The 527-nt window shown below is 73.2% G+C and carries 2 protein-coding genes; both read left to right on the forward strand.

Features of this window, described 5'->3' with window-relative positions; genetic code table 11:
- Window positions 1-392, forward strand: a 392-nt coding sequence (locus tag HUK82_RS17125; RefSeq protein WP_394367521.1) for a shikimate dehydrogenase family protein, incomplete at its 5' end; no start/stop codon positions are given.
- A 21-nt stretch (window positions 393-413) separates the two neighbouring features.
- A partial coding sequence (locus HUK82_RS17130) for a dephospho-CoA kinase (RefSeq protein ID WP_176615026.1) occupies window positions 414-527 on the forward strand: 114 nt, incomplete at its 3' end.

Consider the following 527-nt stretch of genomic DNA (forward strand, 5'->3'; position numbering starts at 1 on the left):
AGGTCACGGTCGCCAACCGCACCCGCCGCCGGGCGGAGGCGCTGGTCGGCGCGCTGGGCGGCGGAGATGTGGTGGACTGGGCCGACTGGGAAGCCGCGCTGGACGGGCGCACCCTGCTGGTGAACACCACGTCGCTGGGCATGCATGGCGGTGGGGCGGAAGCGTTCGCCCCTGACCTGTCGCGCGCCCCGGGCGACATGGTGGTGACGGACGCTGTCTATGTGCCGCGCCTTACCCCCCTTCTGGCGTGCGCGCGTGCGCGCGGGCTTGCGATCGTGGACGGGTTCGGGATGCTGCTGCACCAGGCGCGGCCCGGCTTTGCCGCCTGGTTCGGACGCGACCCGGAGGTGGACGCGGCCGTCGAGGCGGTGGCGGGCGCGGGCCTGGTCTGACTCGGCGGAGAGCGGGGGGTCATGAAAGTGCTTGGCCTGACCGGGGGAATCGGGATGGGCAAGACGACGGTGGCGGCCATGCTGCGCGCCGGCGGTCTGCCCGTTTTCGATGCGGACCGCGCGGTGCATGCGCTT

This window comes from Ameyamaea chiangmaiensis, from assembly GCF_013376175.1.
In the GTDB taxonomy this organism is placed as follows: Bacteria; Pseudomonadota; Alphaproteobacteria; order Acetobacterales; family Acetobacteraceae; genus Ameyamaea; species Ameyamaea chiangmaiensis.